Here is a 19,574-nt window from a genome sequence, read left to right as displayed (position 1 = left end):
CTCACTCCAGGACGCAGAGCACTTCGTCGAGAGTGGCGGTGCCGTCGACGCGACCCAGTCGCGCGGTATCGAACATCGCCGGGCCGGTGGCAGCGGTCTCGGTCAGCAGGTAGCGGCCGGCGTCGGGGGTGCGGCGCACGGCGTCCTCGGCGGCGCAACTGCCGGTCAGCTTCACCGCGTCGGTGAAGTTGATCCCCACCGCGAACACCTGCGGTTCGGCCTGCAAAACGCCGGTCAAGCGGGTGATGAGGTTGTCCGGGGCAAAGAACCGCCAGCCCGTGTCCAGCCGTAACTCGTAGCGCCCGCCGATCGCGGTGCCGGGATCGGCGAACTCCAGAAACGGATAGCGCTCGGTCAGCAGGGCCCGATCTTGCGCTGACAGGCCGGTGTCGATCGCCAGGAAGCGTCCGATGTGTGTCACGTCCAGGCAGCAGTTCAGGAACGAGTTCAGGGTCTGCTCGGTGCTGGCTCGGTCGAGTCCGGTGCGCAGGCTGACCGTCACCTCGGCGTCGGATGGGCCGGCAATCAGGCTGTGGGCCAGCGCTTCCGGGTACGGCGATGCGGCGTCGAGCATGGCCGGAACCGAGAAGTCGCGATTGGAAGCGATGCGTTGCCGTTCCTCATCGGGGACGTCGGCGCCGGTCAGCAGGCCTCGGCACAGCGCGAACGCTTCGTCGTGCTTGCCGAGCTGCGACGCGCACACCGCACGCTCGTCGATCGCGCGCAGGTTGTAGACCCCCGCATCGACAAAGAGCTGGTCGTCGGGGATCGGGATTTCAGTGGCCAGCTTGGCGAACAGGTAGCCGAGCTCGTACCGTCCCGCGGAGCGGTACGCGAACGCGATGCAATACAGCGGCTCGGCACGCGACGGTCGAAACTCCCAGGCCCGCAGGTAGGCGGCCTGCACTTCCGGCCACGGTTCCCCGAGTACTTCCATGGCGCCGGCTTTGCGGTGCAGCGCGTAGTACACCTCTTCGTCGAAACCGCCCATCTCAGTGCGCCGTTCGTACCACGTGCGCGCGGCGGCGAAATCATCCAAGTCGAAGTAGGTCTGCGCCAGATAGAAGACCGACCGTGCGTCCTCGGAGTCGCGCTCGACCGCGGCCAGCAGTAGATCCCGGTCGCGGGCGTACTTGAGCGGATCCAGGTTTCGGGCGCCGAGGCGCCGAGATTCGATGGCGTAGTCGCCCTCCAGGCGGGTGTTGAGGTGGTCTTCGTCGCAGACCACGTGCTCGTGGACCACCCCGATGTAGCGCGCCGGCAACCCGTCGCGGAACACCTGGGGGCGCCAGCCGGTGACACCGTTCTCAAGGATGCGCATGTCGTAGATGTCGGCGTCCAGACCGGTGAAATCGGGTGTGCCGTGGATCGTGTCGTCGGCGTCGATCACCCAGATGTAGTCGCCGTGGCCCTGGGCCAGAGTCAGCGCCTCGGTGCGGTTGTGCCCGAAGTTGCGCCAGGGCCGCTCATACAGCTCGCCGGGAATGCCCAGGGCCGCCATGTGGTCGCGGATCAGCTGCTGGGTTCCGTCCTGCGAGCCGGTGTCGACGATCACCCACGAACTGATGTAGGGCGCGGTGGCGTCCAGCACCTCCGCAATGATGTGGGCCTCGTCCCGGACGATCATGTTGAGGCAGATCGCGGAGCGGGTGTTTGCCGGATCGGACACGGTCGGCAGATTACCTGGTGCCCGGCGAGCTGGATTTCGTAGTCGGCGGTGGTCAGGGCGCCTGGCGTGCGACAATTCGCTGGTAAGGCGATGACGATGTAGGAATCCGGTGTGAAACCGGCGGTTCAGCGAAGCTGGGACCGCCGCTTCAATTCCGGAGCGGTCCCGCCACTGTCATCGGGGGAGTGACCTCACCCGAGAGCCAGACACTCACGTCATCGCAACCTCCGATTCGGGGCGGGTAACCCGAGAGAGCTGACGACCGTGACCGCGCCGATCTGGATCGCGTCTCCACCCGAAGTCCACTCGACATTGCTGTCGGCGGGCCCTGGGGCTGGTCCGCTGTTGGCGTCGGCAGCCGCATGGAGCACGCTGAGCGCCGAATACAGCACGGTCGCCGACGAGTTGACGGCGCTGCTGGGGGCAGTGCAGGCCGGGGCGTGGCAGGGGCCCAGCGCCGAAGCGTATGTGGCGGCGAATCTGCCGTATCTGGCGTGGCTGATCCAGGCCGGCGTCGCCAGTGCCCTGACCGCCACCGCCCAGCAGGCTGCGGCCACCGCCTACAGCACCGCACTGGCCGCGATGCCGACGCTGGGTGAGCTCGCGGCCAACCACGCCACTCACGCGGTGCTGGTGGCCACCAACTTCTTCGGTGTCAACACCATCCCGATCACGCTCAATGAGGCCGACTACGGCCGGATGTGGCTGCAGGCCGCGACCGTGATGGCCACCTATCAGGCCGTCTCGGGCACCGCGGTGGCGTCGAGCCCGCAGACGTCGGCAGCGCCACAGATCGCCAAAGCAGCGGATGCCAGCCAGCCGCAGCTGCCGCCGGATCGCCAGAACGAGATCATGGAATGGCTGCAGAACAGCGGCTACATCGACTTCTACAACAATGTGCTGCAGCCGATGATCGATGAGCTGGCCAGCAACCCGTTCTTCCAGTCGCTATTCGGCGGGTTCGATCCCTGGCTGCCGGTCCTGGGCAACCCGCTGAGCTTTCTGAGTCCCTATAACCTCGCGTTCGCGATCGGCTATCCGATGGACTTCGGCTCGTTCGCCGCTTACCTATCGCAGACGTTCGCATTCATCGGCGCCGACATCGCGGCGGCGTTCGCCTCCGGTAACCCCAGCACCATTGCGTTCACGTTGATGTTCGCCGCGGTGGAAGCGGTCGGCACGATCATCACCGACGTGGTCGCGCTGCTCAAGACGTTGCTGGAGCAGGCTCTGGTGCTGATTCCGGTTGTGCTGCCGATGCTGACCGCCGCATTGGCGCCACTGGCCGCGGCACCGTTGGCCGGATTGGCGGGGTTGTCCGGCCTGGCCGCGCTGCATGCGGTTCCGGTTCCGGTGGTTCCGATCATGCCCCCGCCGTTCGCCGGCCTGACGGTCGCTCCCACGCCGCCGGTTCCCGCCCCGGCCCCGCCCCCGCTGCGGCGCCCGCTCTTGCGCCGGCGCCGCCCGCAGCTCCGCCGGCGCCCCCTCCGCCGCCCGCGCCGCCGCTGGCCCCGGGCGACAGTCTGGCCGCGATGTATCTGGTCGCCGGCGCGAGCCAGCAGGCCCGCCGGGCCGCGGGCACCAGCGCGCGCCGACGCAAGGCCCCCGAACCCGACGCCGCCGCGGCGCCCGCGGAGGCCGTGGTCGCCGAGGAGAAGGTCAAGGCCCGCCGGCGACGGCGCGCGAAGGCCGACATGCTCGGCCGCGGCTATGAATACATGGACCTGGAAGACGCCGCGGACGCCGCGGACGCCGTCGAGCCGAGCGGACTCACCGCCCTGGCCGCCGACGCCTTCGGTGGCGGTGCCACCACGCCCATGACGCCGGGCACCTGGATGCCGGAGCGTCAGCGCGGTCTGCGGTAAGACTCCAGGTACGACGGCAGCGCGATGGCCGGGTCGAGGTCGGCGGCCGGCTCCGGGCGTCCGGCGACCATCCGCAGCGGAACCACGCCCGCCCAGTGCGGCAACGCGACGTCCTCGGGTTCGTCGTTGGGCCCGCCGTCGCGCACCGAGGCCGACACCTTCACCAGATCGAGCGCCAGCACTGCCGTGGCCGCCAGTTCCCGGCGGTTGGGTGGCCGGGCGTCGGCGGCCCGGCCGGGTGCGACGTGATCGAGCAGTGTGTTCAGCCCGAGCCGTTTCTCGGCCTCGTCATCGACGAGGCGGGCGGCACCGATGACGACCACCGAGCGGTAGGCCATCGAATGGTGCAGCGCCGAGCGGGCCAGCACCAGCCCGTCGACCAACGTGGCGGTGACGCAGACCGGCAGCCCCGCGGGGCCGGCGGCCAGCACCGGGCCGCTGCCGGTGGAGCCGTGCAGGTACAGCGTCTCGTCGACCCGGGCGTGCGTGGTCGGCAGCACCACCGGATGGCCGTCGCGGGCGTACCCCAGGTGACAGATCAGCGCCTCGTCCAGGATGCGGTGCACGATGTCGCGGTCGTAGCGGGCCCGTTCCCGATACCGAGTGGGGGTGGTTTGGGGTGTCGGTGCGTAGGACACGGGGTTGCCTCCATTAATGTACTAGTGCAATATAGGAGATGTGCCAGTACAATACAGCATTACCGGCGGGGGAGCCGAGGCCATCGCGGCCAGCGTCGAGGAGGGCATCGCGCAAGGCGCGTTGGCTCCCGGGGCCGCGCTGCCGCCGATCCGCGGGCTGGCCCAGCAGCTCGGCGTGAACCCGAACACCGTCGCCGCTGCCTACCGGTTGTTGCGCGACCGCGGCGCGGTCGAAAGCTCCGGCCGCCGTGGCACCCGGGTGCGTGATCGGCCGGCGACCACACCGCGTTCGCTGCGCGGGTTGGCCGTGCCGCCGGACGTGCGGGACCTGTCCACCGGAAACCCCAACCCGGCGCTGCTGCCCGTTATCGCCGCGATGCCGGCGTACCCCGGGCCGGTCGTGCTTTACGGGCATCCGCCCATCGCGTCGGCGCTGGCCGAGCATGCCGCGGCCGAGCTGGCCGCCGACGGTGTACCGGCCGACCAGCTGGCGGTCACCTCCGGAGCCCTGGACGGAATCGAGCGGGTGCTCTGCGCCCACTTGCGGCCCGGTGACCGGGTGGCCGTCGAAGATCCGGGGTGGCCCAACCTGCTTGATCTGCTCGGCGCGCTGGGGCTGACCCCGGAGCCGGTCGGAGTCGACGACGACGGTCCGCTGCCCGCCGACCTGGCCCGCGCGCTGCAACACGGGGTGCGCGCGGTGGTGGTGACCAGCCGCGCTCAAAACCCAACCGGCGCAGCCGTTTCGGCGGAGCGAGCGGATGCACTGCGGGCATTGCTGGCAGATTCGGAGGTGCTGCTGGTCGAAGACGACCACGGTGCGGCGATCGCCGGGGTGCCCCTGCACCCGCTGGCAGGCGTGACCCGGCACTGGGCGTTCATTCGGTCAGCGGCCAAGGCGTATGGCCCGGATCTGCGGCTGGCGGTGCTGGCCGGTGACCAGCGCACCGTCGAACGGGTGCAGGGCCGCCAGCGGTTGGGGCCGGGCTGGGTCAGCCACCTGCTGCAGAACCTGGCCGTCGAACTGTGGCGCGACGATGCGGCGGCGCGGCGGGTGGCCGAGGCCGAAGCCGCCTACCGGGCGGCCCGCGCCGGGCTGTGCGCGGCGCTGGCCGACCGGGGCGTGATCGCGCACGGTCGGTCCGGGCTCAATGTGTGGATTCCGGTGTCAGACGAGGCGGTGGCGATGACGGCGTTGTTCGCCGCAGGCTGGGCCGCGGCCCCGGGGGCGCGGTTCCGGATTCGGGCCACTCCGGGCCTACGGGTCACCATCGCCGAGCTGGCGCCCGCCGACGTCGACGCGCTGGCCGATGCGGTCGCCGCTGCGGTGCGCGGCCCCGGCCGGGCCAGCGTGTAGTCGCGCTTTACGGGCGTTGCGGGCCGCAGCGTGCGATAATGCCCCGGTACGGCAACGATGGTGCAGGAAGCCGGTGTGAATCCGGCACGGTCCCGCCACTGTGATCGGGGAGCGACCCTCAACTGCCACGGCTCTGATGGAGCTGGAAGGCGAGGCGAGCGTTGATCCGAGAGTCAGGACACTCACATCGTCGCATCCTGCGACCCGGGGCGGTGTACCCCGAGAGAGCTGACAAACCCCAATGTTGCGCCCTTTTCGGGTGGCATCCGGCGGTGTGCGATGACTGCACCGATCTGGATGGCCTCTCCGCCAGAAGTACATTCAACGTCACTGTCGGCCGGCCCCGGGGCTGGTCCATTATTGTCATCGGCCGCTGCGTGGAGCGCGCTGAGCACTGAATACGCCGCGATCGCCGACGAGTTGACGGCGGTGCTGGGCGCAGTGCAGGCCGGGGCATGGCAGGGCCCGTCCGCCGAGGCGTTCGTGACCGCCAATGCCCCGTATCTGGCCTGGCTGCTGCGCGCCGTCACCAACAGTGCCGCCACGGCGGCGCAACAGGAGACAGCGGCCGCCGGTTACACCGCCGCGTTGGCGGCGATGCCGACCATGGCCGAGTTGGTCGCCAACCATGTCACCCACGCGGTGCTGGTGGGCACAAACTTCTTTGGTGTCAACACGATTCCGATCGCGCTGAACGAGGCCGACTACGCGCGGATGTGGGCGCAGGCCGCCACCGTGATGACCGTCTACCAGGCCGTGGCCGGCGCGGCGGTGGCGACCGCGGCGGCAGCTCAGACCGAACCGGCGCCGGTGGTGCTCAAGACTCCCGGCAGCGCGGCCGACACCGCGCCGCAGCCACCGCAGTGGTTTCTGGACTTCGCCAAATGGCTCGAAAGCCTGGTCCCGCATCCGCCCTACCCCGACAGCAGCCAGTACCCGCTGTATGCCGAATTGCAGGAGTTCTTCAACAAGATCGGCTTCACCGGTCTTGCGGATCCGCTCGCCGAATTCTTCGCCAGCCTGCAGAACGGGTCGTCGTTGCTGCCGCCGTGGGGGGTCCCCGGGTCGTGGCTGGGCTGGACCGGCAACCCGCTGAGCTTCTTCAACCCGGGGAACTTGGCATACATCTTCTCGGTGCCGTTGGACCCGGGTTCGTACTTCGCCTTCACCAGCATCGTCATCATCGACGACCTGATCGCCATCATGTACACCGCGCTGTTCAACCCGCAGGGCCTGGCGCTCGTCATTCCGATGGCGATGGTCGAGATCGTCACCTCGACGATCGGCAACACCATTCAGGCGCTCAATTACCTGCTCACCCAGACGGTTCTGCTGCCGGCGCTGTTGCCGGCGCTCGCCGCCACGGGTGTGTTGGCTCCGGTAGGGGTGATCGGGGGTCTGGGTATCGGAGGCTTGGCGCACCACTTTGCGACGGTCCCTGCGGTGCCGCCCCCGCCCGCCCCGCCACCCGGGCTGGTGATGGCCCAGCCGCCGGCTCCGGCTCCCGCGCCGGCGCCTGCTCCGGCTCCCGCACCCGCCCCGGCGCCCGCACCGGCAGCAGCCGCCCCGCCGCCGCCCGGTGCGCCGCCGCCGACTCCGGCCGGACCACCATCGGTCACGATGCCGGCCTACATGTACATGGTCGGGGGCCTGGATATGGGCGCTCGTCGGGGATCGGGCACCAGCACGCGCAAGAAGGCGGCGCCGAAACCGGACAGCGCGGAGGTTCCCGCGGAGGAGTCGGCGGAACAGACGGCCCCGCAGCGACGTCGGCGCCGTGCCAAGGCCGGCATGCGCGGTCGCGGCTACGAGTACATGGACTTGGAGCCGGAGCCGATGGAACTTGCCGGGACGGTCGCCTCGAGTAGTGGTGCCGGCTCGCAGGGCTTCGCCGGTGGGACCCGCCGGGTGGCCAGCGCACGGCCGAGCGGGCTGACCGCCCTGGCCGACAACGGGTTCGGCGGTGGGGCGATCAGCCCGATGATGCCCAACACCTGGCCGGCAGAGCCGGACTAGCCGGACCGGCTGTGTTGAAATTGCGGCCAGGGCTGTTCCCGCCCCTCCGTGCACAGCCCTGGGCGCAAAATCAACGTCGCTTTTCCTAGCCGCCGCAGCGGATCCGATTCCCGCCGCGGTCCAGCGCGTCCGGCCCCAGGCCCAGATACTTCTCGCGCAGCTTGTCCCACAACTCCAGCTGGCCCCACTCGGGCTCGTCGCGCATCTGCTGGTCGTTGGTGAGGAACGGGTTCGGCAGCATCACGGTCATCATCTGCTCGTCGCGCCCGTTGAACAGGCGCACGCCCCACGACTGGGGGTTGCCGTCCTTGCCGATGCGGCGGTACAGCTCGGCCCGGGTGCATCTCCGAATGCGGCCCAGCTCGTTCCCGCTGGCCCGGTGCTTGCCGATGCACAGGTGAAAATGCCAGCGGCCGAAGTCGATGGTGGCGTAGCCGTCGAGCATGCCGATCTTGCGCGGCGCGTTGGGTGCGGCCACCTCCCAGGCCGCGCCTTCCATGATGATGCCGAACCAGATCTCGTTCCAGTACTCGTCGAAGCACAGGTGCAGCAGGTCCAGCAGGCTCTGCTGATCGGTCGGCAGCGGCCAGCGTTGTTCGCGACCGCGGTCTTCGGTGTCGACGATCGGGGGATCGGCGACGACGGTTCCGGTGTTCTCGGTCATGGGAATCCCTTCCTTCATGGGTTCAGGCGAACCTGGGGCTTGTGGGTCAGTGCGCAGTCGCCGCACAGCCCGCCGCCGGGCGTGCGATAGAACAGGCAGCAGCTGGCTCGGCGGTAATCTGTCCCGGAGTCGCTGAAACTTACTGCGCCAGCGAGTCGTTCGTCATCGCACATGGTGCGCGCGAGGTCCCAGATAGGCTGGTCTGCAAGGTCCCCGCCATGGTGCCAGCGCAGGGCGCGGGCAGCGCCCAGCGCTGCGGAGGCGATATTGCCTCGCAGCAGCCCCTCCGAGATCGGACCGAGCCGGCGCACCGCGACGGCCAACGGTTCCAGGTGCCCGGTCAGGATCATGTCGGCCAGCGCCGGCTCCAGTTCGTCGTTCGTCGAAGACCCCTGCCAGGCCGTCGGATTCGGCAGGTACAGGCGGACCGGCCCGCCCGAATCGGCGTACCAGAGCTGGTCGGGATCCAGATCGATCAAGAGGCTGTGCTCGGCGAGTCCGCCCAGACCGATCGACCACAGTCGTGCCGCGAATCCGAGATAGAAGGTGGACACGGCCACGCGGAGATCTGCGGCTCCGATGCGGTCCTGCACGCCGGCGATGGCACCCGCGAGCAGATCGGGATCGGTGTAGAGCTGTGTCACCGGATGCCAGTCAGCATCGTCCGCGGTCCCGGTGGAGACCGCGAAATATGAGCTGACAGCCGATAACTCGGCCAGTGCCGTGATCGTCTGATCCTGGGAGGCGCAGCGGTGCGGGGTCGCTGGCAGGGCGCGCAGTCGCTGCGGCAGGTCGCGCAGCGCGGTGATCTGATTGCCGCTGGAGGTGCGCAGCGTGATGGCAGCGTGATCGGTTGCCGTGAGCACGATTTCGGCGGAATCGTCGATGCCCCAGCTTTCCCGAGACAGCACCCGGATCAGTGCGGAGCGCAACGGCTCTTGGGCGTCGACCCGGGCGGTGCGTTCGTTATTAGCCTCGATGAACTCGAACATGCCGCTAGCCGGGTCGAAACGCAGGGTGTCGTTGCCGAACATGTCCCCGATGCGCCCGGACAACATCAACTCCTCACCGACGGTGTCCACCAGGATGCCCGCCGGATCCATCAGCCACACCCGATCGGCCACCCGCAGCGCCAATTCCAGGTCGTGGGTGCTGAGCACCACCGCCAACTGCTGGTCGCGGGCGAGTTCGCGCAGCAGCCCGAACAGTGCGGCCCGCGACGACACGTCCAGGAACGCGGTCGGCTCGTCGAGGATCAGCAGACCCGGCTGCTGGGCCAGCGCGCGCGCGGTCAGGACCCGCTGGCATTCGCCGTCGGACAGTTCGGCCGCCGGCCGCGATGCCAGATGCTGCGCGCCGGTCGCCGCCAGTGCCCAGTCGATGATCTCCTCATCGGCCGGGCGAAGTCGGGCACCCAGCCCCAGGTGTGGGATGCGGCCCAGCCCAACCAGTTCCCGCGCCGACAACAAGCCGGGGTCGACTCGTTCGGTCAGCACCACCGCGACCCGGCGGGCCAGTTCGTCACGGGGGAGCGCGGTCAGGTCAGCGCCGTCCAACAGAACACGTCCGCCGAGCGCGGGCTGCAACCCCGCCAGGGTGCGGATCAGGGTGGACTTGCCGGCACCGTTGGGCCCGATCAGCACGGTCAGTTCGCCGCGGCGGGCCTGGGCGGCCAGCCCGGTCGCCACTGTCGTCGACCGGCGCCGGCTGCGGTAGCCGATCGCCAGGCCGGCGAGCTCGACGGCCGGGTTCATGACGGCAACCCCGATCCGCGCCGGGCCCGCAGCAGCACGGCGATCACCACCGGCGCCCCGACCAGCGCGGTGACCGCGTTGATCGGGATGACCAGGTCGCTGCCGGGCACCTGGCTGACTATGCCGCAGGCCAGCGCGGCGACCGCGCCCAGCAAGACCACCGCCGGGACCACCACTCGGTGATCGGAGGTGCCCATCACGATGCGGGCCACGTGCGGCACCACCAGGCCGAGGAACGCGATCGGTCCGCAGAACGCGGTCGTCACACCGGCCAGCAGTGAGGCGGAGACGACTGTGACGATCCGGGCCCGGTGCACGTTGATGCCCATCGTCGCCGCGTAACTCTCGCCGAGCAGCAGGGCATTGAGCGGCCGGATCGTCATCGCCGCGGTCAACAGCCCCACGGCCACCAGCGGCAGCAGCAACTCCAAATCGGCCCAACCGGTTCCGGCGAAGCTGCCCAGGCCCCACAACAGGTACTGCTGCACCCGCTGCGGATCGGAGTACACCAGCGCCAAGCTCACCAGCGCGGTGCTGGCCGCGCCGATCATCACGCCGATCAGCAGCAGCGTCGCCGCCGAGCGGGTCCATCGCGACAGCACCAGAACCAGCGTGAGCATGGCCGCCGCCCCCAGGGCCGCCGCGATCACTTCCGCGGCGCGGCTGGCGCCGGCCACTGCGGAGGTGAAACCGCCGCCGGCCGCCCCACCGAGTAGCACCACCACCGCAACGCCGAGGCTGGCCCCGGAGCTCACGCCCAGAATGTAGGGATCGGCGAGGGTGTTACGGAACAGGGTTTGCAGCTGCAGGCCGGCGACACCCAGCGCGGACCCGGCGGCCAGCGCGGTCAGCACCCGCGGCAGTCGCATGTTCCACACGATCACCTGCCAGCGCGGGTCGGAGGGTTCGGCGCCGAACAGCACCTGCACGGTGTCGAGCACCGGCACCCGCACCGGGCCGAGCACCAATCCCAGCACGGCCAGCAGAACCACCGTTGCGCTCAGCGCGGTCAGCACCACGGCGATACGCGGCTTCATCGCGGCACCCGCCGGTAGAACTCGAAGGCGTGGTTGGCAGCGAGCTCAGGATGCAGGATCGCGACCAAGTCGCCGAGCAGCAGATCCGGTCGGGCCGTGCCGCGTTCCCAGTAGAGGTTTCTTCCTTTTTCTGGCCCGGTGCCCTGAGCCTTGGTGGCCGACCACACATGGCCGGTCCGCAGCGCGGTCAGCTCGCCGTAGCGACTGTCGCGGGCCACCGCGTCGCCCAGGGTTTGCCAGTCGTCGGTGACCAGCCAGACCGGCGCGGTGCCGGCACGCGCGTACACCGACTCGAAGTTCAGTTGCCGGTTCTCGGCGCCGGTGTCCGACAGCCAGGGGTAGGTGCCCCCGGCGTCGGCGACCAGACGCCCCGAGTAGCTGTCGCCGGTGGGCATCGACCAGCTGCCCGAATACATGGTGCCGACCAAGACCTCGACGGGCTTGGCTGTGGCGGCTTGCGCGGCCAGGGCGTGATATCGGTCGCGGATGTCCTGGTAGACCTGCGCGGCTTGGCGTTCGGTCCCGGTCAGCGCGGCGAACACCTTGATCCACTCGGCGCGGCCCAGCGGGGTGGCCTCCAGCCATTCGGCGTCGGCCAGTACCGGGGTACCGGCTTCGCGCAGCTTGGGATAGCCGGGATCGTCGATGCCCTCGGTGACCAGCAGGTCGGGGCCCGCGCCGATCACGCGCTCGATATTGATCTGGCCGCCGGGGGCGTAGCCGACGATCTCACCGGTCTCGATGCGCGCGCGGATCTGCGGGTCGGCGACGGCCGCCGGACTCGCCACTCCTGTCACCACACCGGCTTGGCCGAGTTCGGTGATCATCGCCAGGTGCGTCGTCGAGCCCGAGTAGAGGCTGTGCACCGGGACGGTGATCCGCTGGGCAGTCGCCAGCTCGCCGGTCAGCGCCGGCGCGGGCGCACCGCAGCGCACCAGCACCCAGGACACCGGCTTTCCGCCGAGGTAGGGCCGCTTGACCGTCAGAACCTGGTAGCTGCCGTGGTAGGTGATGGCGAAGTTGGTGGCTTCGGTCAGCGTCGACTTGTCCGGAAAGTAGTCGGCGGTCGGATCGAAGTCGGTGATGCAGCCGGCACGCGCCTGCAGGGTGCTGGAAGAGGGTTCGCCAGAACAGCCGGCCAACGCCGTTGTCAGCGTCAAGGCCAGTGCTACCAGGAGCGCAGGAACTACCCGCAGCGCACGGGGCATGGGCGTGAGTCAGCTTCCTCGGGGTACACCGCCCCGGTTCGCAGGACGCGTTGACGTGAGTCTCCTGGCTCTCGGATCACTGCTCGCCTCGCCTTCCAACCCCACAAGTGGCGGGCCGTGGCTGATGAGGGTCGCTCCCCGATGACAGTGGCGGGACCGCGCCGGATTCACACCGGCTTCCTCATTCGTCATCGCCTTACCGGCGACATTGTTGCATGCCGTGCTGCGTTAGGCTGGCCGCCGTCTCGTGGCGTCAGGAACCCGGTGTGAATCCGGGGCGGTTCCGCCACTGTGAGGGGTCGCGTGCCCCTAGCCAGATACGGCCACGAGACTTCCTACGACGAGGGGCGAGAACCCCGAGGAGGCCCCTGATGGTGCAGGCACGCCGTATCGCGTTGCTGTCCACTTCCGACACTGACCTGCTGTCCGCGCGGGCCAGCGGCGCGGCGTACCGGCTCGGGAACCCCGCACGCCACGACATCGAACCGCTGGTCAACGGCGCCGACGTCGTAGTGTTGCGCATCCTGGGGTCCTCCGCCGAGATCGCCGACGAACTGAAGCTGCTGCGCGCGACCGGCCTGCCGCTGGTGGTGCTCGGCGGGGAGCGCTCGCCCAACGCCGAGCTGATGGAGTGCTCCACGGTCCCGATCGGCCTGGCCGCGCAGGCGCACGCCTATCTCGCCGAGGGCGGGCCGGCCAACCTCGCGCAGCTGCACGCGTTTCTGTGCGACACGGTGCTGCTCACCGGGGAAGGCTTCGAGGAGCCGGCGGTGATCCCGGAGTGGGGTTACGGCCAACGGGCGGCGGTCGAGTCTTCCGACGCGGTGCGGATCGGGGTGCTGTACTACCGCGCCCACGAGGTCAGCGGCAACGCCGGTTTCGCGCACGCCCTGGCCGACGCCATTGATGGGGTGGAGCTCGGCACCAGGGCGGTCGGGGTGCCGATCTTCGCCGCGTCGCTGCGCAACGCCCCCGACGAGCTCTTCGCCGCGCTGGGGCGCCTCGATGCGCTGGTGGTCTGCATGCTGGCGGCCGGTGGGGCGATGAACGCCACCGCGGGGGTCAGTGCCGGCGATGACGACGGCGCGTGGGACATCGAACAGATCGCTGCGCTGGACATCCCGGTGTTCCAGGGGCTGTGCCTGGCATCGTCGCGCGCGGATTGGGAGGCCAACGACGACGGCGTGACCCCGCTGGATTCGGCCACCCAGATCGCCATCCCAGAATTCGACGGACGGATCATCACGGTTCCGTTCTCTTTCAAGGAGATCGACGACGACGGGCTGCCGCACTACGCCGCCGATCCCGAACGCTGCGCCCGCGTGGCCGGGGTGGCGGTGAATCACGCTGTGCTGCGCCGTATCCCGAATGCGCAGAAGAAGCTGGCGCTGGTGCTGTCGGCCTATCCCACCAAGCACTCCCGGGTGGGCAACGCCGTCGGTCTGGACACGCCGGTGTCGGCCGTGCGGCTGCTGCAGCGGCTGGCGGCGGAGGGGTATGACGTCGGGGACGGCTTTGGGGTGCTCGACGTCGCTGACGAGACGCAGGCGGGCGATCGCCTCATCCACACCCTGATCGAGGCCGGCGGTCAGGACGAGGACTGGCTGTCTGCTACGCAGCTGGACGGCGCGCAGGTGCGGGTCACCGCGCAGCAGTATGCGCAGTGGACCGCTGAGCTGCCCGACGACCTGCGCAATGCCATGACGACAGCGTGGGGTCCGGCGCCGGGCAAGTTGTTCGTCAACGACGCCGGCGAGATCGTTTTGGCCGCACTGCAATCCGGCAATGTCGTGCTGATGATCCAGCCGCCCCGTGGCTTCGGGGAGAACCCGGTGGCGATCTACCACGATCCGGAGTTGCCGCCCAGCCACCACTACCTGGCTGCATACCGTTGGCTGGCACATGGTTTCGGTGCGCACGCGGTGATCCACCTGGGCAAGCACGGATCGATGGAATGGCTGCCCGGTAAGACCGCGGCGTTGTCTTCCGCGTGCGCCACCGACGCGATGATCGCCGACCTGCCGTTGATCTACCCGTTCCTGGTCAACGACCCCGGCGAGGGCGCCCAGGCCAAGCGGCGGGCGCACGCCACGATCGTCGACCATTTGATCCCGCCGATGGCACGGGCGGAGTCCTACGGCGACATCGCGCGTCTCGAGCAACTGCTCGATGAGTACGGCAACATCGCGTCCATGGACCCGGCCAAACTGCCGGCGATCCGAGGCGAGATCTGGAATCTGATGCGGGCCGCGGAGATGCACCGCGACCTGGGGCTGGATGAGCGGCCCGAGGACGAGGAGTTCGACGACTTCCTGCTGCATGTCGACGGCTGGCTCTGTGAGATCAAGGACGCCCAGATCCGTGACGGCCTGCACGTGCTCGGTGGCGCTCCGACTGGACCGGAGCGGGTGAACCTGGTGCTGGCGATCCTGCGTGCTCCACAGGTGTGGGGCGGGGTAGACCATGCGGTACCGGGCCTGCGGGCCGCGCTGGGACTCAAGGAAGACGCCGCTGCGGCGGTCGTCGACGAGATCGAGGGCCGCGCCCGCGCCTTGGTCGAAGCCATGGAGGCGGCTGAGTGGGAGATCGGCGTGGCCGACACGCTGCATCCCGACCCCGAGGTATGCCGGGTGCTGAGATTCGCTGCCACCGAGGTGGTTCCGCGACTGGCCGGCACCTCGGCCGAGCTGGACGCGGTGCTGCACGCGCTGGCCGGCGGGTTCGTACGACCCGGGCCGTCCGGGTCGCCGCTGCGTGGTCTGGTCAACGTGTTGCCCACCGGGCGCAACTTCTACACCGTCGACCCCCGCGCGGTGCCGTCCCGGCTGGCGTGGCAGACCGGGCAGGCGATGGCCGACTCGTTGGTGCGGCGCTACCTCGATGACACCGGCGGCTACCCGGAGTCGGTCGGGCTATCGGTGTGGGGTACTTCGGCGATGCGCACCTCCGGCGACGACATTGCCGAGGTGCTGGCCCTGCTCGGCGTGCGTCCCGAGTGGGATGAGGCGTCGCGGAGGGTGTCCGGGCTGGCGGTCATCTCACCTGAGGAGCTTGGCCGGCCCAGAATCGACGTGACAGTGCGCATCTCGGGGTTCTTCCGCGACGCTTTCCCGCACGTGGTGTCGATGCTCGACGACGCGGTGCAGATGGTCGCCACCCTCGACGAGCCCGACGACGCGAACTTCGTGGCCGCGCACGCTCGCGCCGACCTCGCCGAACACGGGGATCTGCGCCGCGCCACCACCCGGATCTTCGGCTCGGCGCCCGGCTCGTACGGGGCGGGAATCCTGCAGGTCATCGAATCCGGGACGTGGCGTGACGACAAGGACCTGGCCGAGGTCTACACCACCTGGGGTGGGTTCGCCTACGGCCGGGGACTGAGTGGCGCGCCGGCTGCCGACGACATGCGCACCAACTACCGCCGGATCAAGGTGGCCGCCAAGAACATCGACACCCGCGAGCATGACATCGCCGACTCCGACGACTACTTCGTCTATCACGGCGGCATGATCGCGACCGTGCGTGCGCTGACCGGTGCCGACCCGAAAGCCTATGTGGGCGACTCGACCTCGCCGGATGCCATCCGCACCCGCACTCTGGCCGAAGAGACCGCGCGGGTGTTCCGCGCGCGGGTGGTCAACCCACGCTGGATCTCCGCGATGCGTCGCCACGGCTACAAGGGTGCGTTCGAACTGGCCGCCACCGTGGACTACCTGTTCGGCTTCGACGCCACCGCCGGCGTTGTGCACGACTGGATGTACGAAAAGCTCGCGGCCGAATATGTCTTGGACCCGCAGACTCGGGAGTTCCTCGACAAGTCCAACCCCTGGGCGCTCCAGGGCATTGTGGAACGGTTGACCGAAGCCGCCGACCGCGGCCTGTGGGAGCACCCCGACCCCGAGACCATGGCGGCGTTGCGGCAGGCTTACCTGGACGTAGAAGGCGACCTGGAGGATCGGTGAAAGTCTGGATTCTCGGAATCGGTATGGGACCTGCGCACGTCACCGCCGAGGTCGCCAGCGCACTGCGGTCGGCCGACTACATAGTGGCATCCGAGAAGTCCTCCGACGACAGCCTTTTGGCATTACGGCGCTCGATCGTCGACGCTTACGCCGCCTCGACTCCGATCGTCGCGGTCGCCGACCCGGCCCGCGATCGCTCCCCGGGGCTGACCGAGCCCGGCTACACCCGCGCCGTGGCCGACTGGCACGCGGCGCGGGCGCAGCGCTACGCCGACGTGCTGCGGGCCCGCGGCGGGACGGCCGCCTTCCTGGTCTGGGGCGACCCGGCGCTGTACGACTCGACGATCCGCATCGTCGAGCAGGTGAAAGCCCTAGGTGTTGAACTGGATTACGAGGTTCTTCCTGGGATCAGCGCCCCGCAACTGTTGGCCGCCCGGCACCGGATCGTGTTGCACGAGGTGGGCCGTCCGGTGCACATCACCACCGGGCGGCGGCTGGCAGAGGCGGTTGTCGCTGGTCAGGACAACATCGTTGCGATGCTCAACCCGGAGGCGCTCGACCTTTCGGCGGTGGCCGACTGGACGATCTGGTGGGGCGCCAACCTCGGCGCGGCGGGGGAGCGGTTGGTCACCGGCCGGGTCTCTGAGGTGGCCGAGGAGATCGCGGCCGCCCGCGCTGCGGCCCGGGCCGAGGCGGGCTGGGTGATGGATGTGTTCCTGGTGCGGCGGACCTGATGGCCGGCGTTCTGATCGCCGGAACCACCAGCGACGCCGGTAAGACCGTGGTGGCCACCGGAGTGTGCCGGGCGCTGGCTCGCCGCGGCGTGCGGGTGGCGCCTTACAAGGCGCAGAACATGTCGAACAACTCCATGGTGTGCGTCGGTGCTGACGGGGTGACGACTGAGATCGGCCGGGCGCAATGGATTCAGGCTTGCGCTGCGCGCGTTGACCCGGAGCCGGCGATGAATCCGGTTCTGCTCAAGCCCGGCAGTGACCAGCAAAGTCATGTGGTGCTCATGGGCCGGCCGTGGGGGACGCTCTCGTCGTCGAACTGGATGCACGGCCGGGCGGAGTTGGCTACGGCCGCGCACAGTGCTTACGACGATCTCGCCGGGCGCTATGACGTGATCGTCGCCGAGGGGGCCGGCAGCCCGACCGAGATCAATTTGCGCGCCGGCGATTACGTGAACATGGGCCTGGCGCGCCACGCCGGCCTGCCGGTGGTGGTCGTCGGTGACGTCGATCGCGGCGGGGTGTTCGCGGCGTTCTTCGGCACCGTCGCGCTGCTGTCGGAAGAGGACCAGGCGCTGGTGGCGGGGTTCATCGTCAACAAGTTCCGCGGCCAGCTGCGGTTGCTGGAGCCCGGCCTGGCGGATCTGGAACGCCTCACCGGCAGGCGGGTGTTCGGCACCCTGCCGTGGCACCCGGAGCTGTGGCTGGACTCCGAGGATGCGCTGGATCTGGACGGCCGACGCTCCGCGCGCACCGGGGCGCGGCGGGTCGCGGTGATCCGGTTTCCGCGGATCAGCAACTTCACCGACCTGGACGCCCTCGGACTGGAGCCCGACCTGGACGTGGTGTTCGCCGCCGACCCGCGTGGGATGTCCGACGCTGATCTGGTGGTGCTGCCCGGAACCCGGGCAACCATCAGCGATCTGGCTTGGCTGCGGTCACGCGGGATCGATTCCGCGATCGCCGCGCACGCCGCCGCGGGCAAGCCGGTGCTGGGTATCTGCGGGGGCTTTCAGATGCTGGGCCGAATGATTCGCGACCCCGAGGGAATCGAGGGAGCGCCCGGCGAAGTGGCCGGTCTTGGCCTGCTGGACGTTGAAACATGTTTTGCCGCAGAGAAAGTGCTGCGGCTCTCCGATGGCGGATACGAGATACATCATGGCCGGATCAGCCGCGGGGATGTCGCGGATGCGTTTCCCGGCGGAGTCCGCGCCGGCCAGGTTTTCGGCACCATGCGGCACGGGTGTTTGGAGGTCGACGCGTTGCGTGCGGCGTTCCTGGCCGAAACCCTCGGCCTGGCGCCGTCGCAGGTGTCCTTTCCCGCCGCCCGGGAGCGCCGGCTGGACCTGCTCGGGGATCTGGTCGAGGAGCATCTGGACATCGACGCTCTGGTGGAGTTGGCGGCCGGTGCGCCTCGGGGTATGCCGTTCCTGCCGCCGGGGGCACCGTGACGCGCGTGCTGCTGCTCGGTGGCACTGCCGAAGCCCGGGCCCTCGCCGATCGGCTGGTCGCTGCGGGTGTCGACGTCACAACGTCGCTGGCCGGGCGGGTCGCCGACCCACGGTTGCCGGTCGGGGCGGTGCGGATCGGCGGTTTCGGCGGAATCGACGGTCTGCGTGCGGCATTGACCGACTACGACGTCGTCGTGGACGCCACCCACCCCTTCGCGACGACAATGTCGGCCAACGCGGCCGCCGCGTGTGCGGCGGCCGGGCGGCCCCTGCTGCGCCTCGAGCGGCCCGGCTGGTCGCAGCGCGCCGGACAGGCGTGGCATTGGGCCGACTCGCACGAGCAGGCCGCACAGATCGCGGCCCGGCTGGGGCGGCGGCCGGTACTGACCATCGGGCGTCAGCAGTTGGCTTCCTACCTGCCGGCGCTGGCCGACGCGTCGGTGCTGGCGCGCGTGGTCGAGCCGCCGTCGATCGACCTGCCACCCGGCTGGTCGCTGATCAGGGACCGCGGACCCTACGCGCTGCCCGGAGAACTTGCGCTGCTGCGCGATCACCGCGCCGACGTCGTCGTGACGAAAGACTCCGGCGGCGAATACACCTGGCCCAAGATGCTGGCCGCCGAGGAACTCGGCCTGCCGGTGGTCGTCGTGCGCCGGCCGGCCCGGCCGGAGGGCGTGGCCACGGTGAACGACGTCGAGCGCGCGCTGGCCTGGGTATTAACCGGCGACTGAGGCGAGTTGCAGAGCCGCACCCGCGGTCAGCAGTGCACCGACCTTGACCACCTCCAGCCCCGCGTAGGCGTAATGGGCGCGAGAGCGCTCGATGATCCCGCCGGGCGGGGCGGTCTGCGCGGCCAGCACCGCATCCGAGCGGCGGCGCAGCCGGGGCCGGACCACCAGTATCTGCACGCTCAGCACTGCCACCGCAACGCAGACCCCGGCCAGCGAAATCGGTCCGGTGTTAGCGGTGACCACCGCTAACACCACCACCGTCGCCAGCACGATCTCCACCGCATTGAGGGCCCGGAACACCAGTCTGCCGATACCCAGCCCCAGTGGGATGGTGATTCCCGGCGCGCGGAACTTCAGGGGCGCTTCGAGGAATGAGATCGCCAATACCATGCCCAACCAGGCAAAGACGACTGCCGCCGCGAGAGCGCTCATCCCGTCACCTCCTCCAGATATCTGTGTCTGTCAGTTGCAGGTAACGTATCTGTGTCATT

General features: G+C 69.4%; 13 protein-coding genes, 1 pseudogene and 4 riboswitches. Of the genes and pseudogenes, 7 read left to right on the top strand and 7 right to left on the bottom strand.

The features are described 5' to 3' along the window. Position 1 precedes the first annotated feature (1 nt). Positions 2-1,669, bottom strand: coding sequence for a glycosyltransferase (locus RCP37_RS16630; RefSeq protein ID WP_308484119.1), 1,668 nt, complete (start codon positions 1,667-1,669; stop codon positions 2-4). 32 nt (positions 1,670-1,701) lie between these two features. Beyond that, positions 1,702-1,903: riboswitch (cobalamin riboswitch) on the top strand. 30 nt (positions 1,904-1,933) lie between these two features. Here RCP37_RS16630 and RCP37_RS16625 point away from each other — a divergent pair. Then, positions 1,934-3,534 (top strand): annotated as a pseudogene (locus RCP37_RS16625) (PPE domain-containing protein). On the opposite strand, the gene RCP37_RS16620 reads toward RCP37_RS16625, so the two are convergent. Beyond that, positions 3,516-4,172 carry a pyridoxamine 5'-phosphate oxidase family protein gene (locus RCP37_RS16620; RefSeq protein ID WP_308484118.1) on the bottom strand — a complete coding sequence of 219 codons (657 nt, stop codon included), beginning with the start codon at positions 4,170-4,172 and terminating at the stop codon, positions 3,516-3,518. The pseudogene RCP37_RS16625 and the gene RCP37_RS16620 overlap by 19 nt on opposite strands. A gap of 40 nt (positions 4,173-4,212) precedes the next feature. Between RCP37_RS16620 and RCP37_RS16615 the strand changes: the two genes are divergently transcribed. Beyond that, positions 4,213-5,529 carry an aminotransferase class I/II-fold pyridoxal phosphate-dependent enzyme gene (locus RCP37_RS16615; RefSeq protein ID WP_308484117.1) on the top strand — a complete coding sequence of 439 codons (1,317 nt, stop codon included), beginning with the start codon at positions 4,213-4,215 and terminating at the stop codon, positions 5,527-5,529. A gap of 21 nt (positions 5,530-5,550) precedes the next feature. Next, positions 5,551-5,733: riboswitch (cobalamin riboswitch) on the top strand. A gap of 75 nt (positions 5,734-5,808) precedes the next feature. Next, the gene (locus RCP37_RS16610; RefSeq protein ID WP_308484116.1) at positions 5,809-7,545 is read left to right on the top strand and encodes a PPE family protein; all 1,737 of its coding nucleotides are present in this window, start codon (positions 5,809-5,811) and stop codon (positions 7,543-7,545) included. A gap of 85 nt (positions 7,546-7,630) precedes the next feature. Here RCP37_RS16610 and RCP37_RS16605 read toward each other — a convergent pair whose 3' ends face one another. From RCP37_RS16605 to RCP37_RS16590, 4 genes are read right to left on the bottom strand one after another with little or no spacing between them, the layout of a single operon-like run. Further along, entirely contained in the window at positions 7,631-8,209 is a 579-nt protein-coding gene (locus tag RCP37_RS16605) for a DUF7676 family protein (RefSeq protein WP_308484115.1), read from the bottom strand. A gap of 14 nt (positions 8,210-8,223) precedes the next feature. Next, complete coding sequence (locus tag RCP37_RS16600) at positions 8,224-9,963, bottom strand: ATP-binding cassette domain-containing protein (RefSeq protein ID WP_308484114.1); 1,740 nt, start codon at positions 9,961-9,963, stop codon at positions 8,224-8,226. Next, complete coding sequence (locus RCP37_RS16595) at positions 9,960-11,000, bottom strand: FecCD family ABC transporter permease (RefSeq protein ID WP_308484113.1); 1,041 nt, start codon at positions 10,998-11,000, stop codon at positions 9,960-9,962. Before RCP37_RS16595 ends, RCP37_RS16600 begins: the two co-directional genes overlap by 4 nt. After that, a complete protein-coding gene (locus RCP37_RS16590; RefSeq protein ID WP_373693042.1) occupies positions 10,997-12,208 on the bottom strand; it encodes an ABC transporter substrate-binding protein in 1,212 nt (403 codons plus the stop codon). Before RCP37_RS16590 ends, RCP37_RS16595 begins: the two co-directional genes overlap by 4 nt. A 38-nt stretch (positions 12,209-12,246) precedes the next feature. Further along, positions 12,247-12,433: riboswitch (cobalamin riboswitch) on the bottom strand. Positions 12,434-12,439: 6 nt separating this feature from the next. Continuing rightward, positions 12,440-12,550, top strand: a riboswitch (cobalamin riboswitch). A gap of 29 nt (positions 12,551-12,579) precedes the next feature. Between RCP37_RS16590 and cobN the strand changes: the two genes are divergently transcribed. The 4 genes from cobN to RCP37_RS16570 are packed head-to-tail and all read left to right on the top strand — an operon-like array spanning position 12,580 to position 19,083. Continuing rightward, entirely contained in the window at positions 12,580-16,170 is a 3,591-nt protein-coding gene (gene cobN / locus RCP37_RS16585; protein ID WP_308484111.1) for a cobaltochelatase subunit CobN, read from the top strand. Then, positions 16,167-16,904, top strand: coding sequence for a precorrin-6A synthase (deacetylating) (gene cobF, locus RCP37_RS16580; RefSeq protein WP_308484110.1), 738 nt, complete (start codon positions 16,167-16,169; stop codon positions 16,902-16,904). The genes cobN and cobF overlap by 4 nt, the downstream gene beginning before the upstream one ends. After that, positions 16,904-18,352 (top strand): cobyric acid synthase, encoded by a 1,449-nt coding sequence (locus tag RCP37_RS16575; protein WP_308484109.1) that lies wholly within the window; start codon positions 16,904-16,906, stop codon positions 18,350-18,352. Before cobF ends, RCP37_RS16575 begins: the two co-directional genes overlap by 1 nt. Then, the gene (locus RCP37_RS16570; protein ID WP_308484108.1) at positions 18,349-19,083 is read left to right on the top strand and encodes a cobalt-precorrin-6A reductase; all 735 of its coding nucleotides are present in this window, start codon (positions 18,349-18,351) and stop codon (positions 19,081-19,083) included. Before RCP37_RS16575 ends, RCP37_RS16570 begins: the two co-directional genes overlap by 4 nt. Here RCP37_RS16570 and RCP37_RS16565 read toward each other — a convergent pair. Beyond that, positions 19,069-19,515: a hypothetical protein gene (locus RCP37_RS16565; RefSeq protein ID WP_308484107.1), complete on the bottom strand. Its 447-nt coding sequence runs from the start codon at positions 19,513-19,515 to the stop codon at positions 19,069-19,071. The genes RCP37_RS16570 and RCP37_RS16565 overlap by 15 nt on opposite strands. Between the last annotated feature and the right edge of the window lie 59 nt (positions 19,516-19,574).

This window comes from Mycolicibacter sp. MU0102 (assembly GCF_963378105.1).
Lineage (GTDB): Bacteria > Actinomycetota > Actinomycetes > Mycobacteriales > Mycobacteriaceae > Mycobacterium > Mycobacterium holstebronense.
Note: the sequence above shows the minus strand (reverse complement) of the source record. Positions and strands in the feature narration are given on the sequence as shown.